The following is a 2,114-nucleotide window of genomic DNA, read 5'->3' as shown; positions in this document are numbered from 1 at the left end:
AGCAGTGGCGGCTGGTGCCAGCCGGCCCGGCGGGCAGCTTCCAACTCGAAAACAAGAGCGAAGCCCGCGTGGCGGCGCTGGCGGCGTCCGACAAATTCAACGGCACGCCGGTGGTGGCCCAGAAAAGCAGCGGCCGCGCCACGCAGCAGTGGCGCCTGTTTCGACTGAAGCTGAACTTGCTGGAAGGCGCTTCGCCCTTCGGCCCGCCGCAGCTGCTGGCGGGCCCGGTGAACACGCCCGGCAACGAGCTGCACCCCATTGCGAGCCCCGACGGCAAGACGCTGTATTTCGCCCGCACCAAGTTTGCCGGCAACACCGAAGGCAATACCGATTCGGGCGACGCCTGGGCGAGCCGCAGCGCTGATGAGGGCAAAACCTGGGGCGCACCCGAGCGGCTCGATGGCCTGAACACGCCGCAAAACAACGCCGTGGAAGCCACCACCGGCACCGGCGGCCAACTCTTGATAGTGCGCGGCACCTACGAGCGCGACGGCACTTTCCGCGACGAAGGCCTGAGCCGGGTGGCCCAGTCGGCCGCCACGGCCGCCAGCGCCACGCCCAAAAATACCAAGCCGGAAGCCTTGCGCATTGCCAACTTTTACTCGGCCGTGACGGGAACCGGGTTCTATATGTCGGCCGACGGGCAGACGCTGCTGCTCTCGCTCGAGCGCGGCGACTCGGAGGGCGGCAACGACATCTACCTGAGCCGCCCCGATGGCAGCGGCGGCTATACCGAGCCCAAAACCCTGGGCCCGGTGCTGAACTCGCCGGGCTTCGACTTCGCGCCCTGGCTCGCGGCCGACGGCAAAACCCTGTACTTCGCCTCCTACGGCCACATGGGCTACGGCTCGGCCGACTTGTTTGTGAGCACGCGGCTCGATGACAGCTGGAGCAAATGGAGCGAGCCCCGCAACCTGGGCCCGGCCCTGAACGGCCCCGGCTTCAACGCCTTTCTGAGCATTGCGCCCGATGGGAAAACGGCCTACTACTCGTCGTCGGCCACACCCAACGGCACCAAAGACATCTGGCGCACCGGCCGCGCCGTGGCGGCCGACTCGGTGCCCAAGCCGGCCGTGGTGGCCGAAGCGAGTGAGAACAACGGCCGCGCCTTCCTCAGCGGGCGCGTGCTCGATGCCCGTACCAAGCAGCCCGTGCCGGGCGCGCTCGTGAAGGCCAACCTGCTGGGCACGGGCCGCAACAGCCCGCAGTTCCTGGCCACCAGCCGGGCCGATAATTCAGGCAACTACCAGATGTCGCTGCTGCCGGGGCGCTACGCGCTGTCGGCCATCGGCGGCCTGCTCACGATGAGCGATACCATTAACGCGAGTGGCTCGCCGCGTCGCGACATCCTGCTGAATCCGGCCGTGGTAGGGGAGAAAGTTGACCTGCCCAGCATCATCTTCGCTCAGGGCAAGGCCACGCTGCTCGGCTCCTCTTTCATCGAGCTCAACCGCCTGGCCATTGCTCTGCAGGCCGCGCCGGCCACCGAAGTCCGCCTCGAAGGCCACACCGACAACGTGGGCCCGGCCGACAAAAACCAGCAGCTTTCCGAAGACCGGGTGGCCGAGGTGAAGCGCTACCTCGTGGGCCGCGGCATCGACGAGAAGCGTATCAGCACTGTGGGCTTCGGCGGCACCAAGCCCCGCTACGGCAATGACCGGGAAGAAACCCGTCGCCTCAACCGCCGTGTGGAACTGTTGATTGTTAAGTAGTTGTAGTTTGGAATCTGCGAGTCCGGGCCGTGAGTGCAAACACGCAATAGCGGCTGTAGAGACGCGACACTTCGCGTCTCTCGTTCGCGCCGTTGAGGGGACGTTCAATTTGCATCGTTCAACGACGAGACGCGAAGTGTCGCGTCTCTACAGCTTGCTGCGCCGCCAGATGAACCCATCGAGCACGTAGTGGGTGGATTGCGGCAGTGCCAGCAGCGGCACCAGCCACATGAGCAGCGTGGGGCTGGCCACGGCCGGCAGTTGCTGAAACCAGCCGAACACCGTGCCGTGCTCGCGCCACACCAGTCCATCCCAGAGGCCTTCTTCGAGGAAGGCAAACAGCACCACGGCCCCGATGAAAACGGCCAAGCCGTAGCGCCCGGCCCAGGCCCCGCGCCGCGC

General features: G+C 66.4%; 1 protein-coding gene and 1 pseudogene. One reads left to right on the top strand and one right to left on the bottom strand.

From position 1 onward, the window contains the following. Window positions 1-1,712, top strand: a 1,712-nt coding sequence (locus tag ACYVDE_RS21020; protein ID WP_460503492.1) for an OmpA family protein, incomplete at its 5' end; no start/stop codon positions are given. A gap of 147 nt (window positions 1,713-1,859) precedes the next feature. Here ACYVDE_RS21020 and ACYVDE_RS21015 read toward each other — a convergent pair. Continuing rightward, window positions 1,860-2,114 (bottom strand): annotated as a pseudogene (locus tag ACYVDE_RS21015) (hypothetical protein); the annotation flags it as partial.

The organism is Hymenobacter agri, from assembly GCF_054778495.1.
Note: the sequence above shows the minus strand (reverse complement) of the source record. Positions and strands in the feature narration are given on the sequence as shown.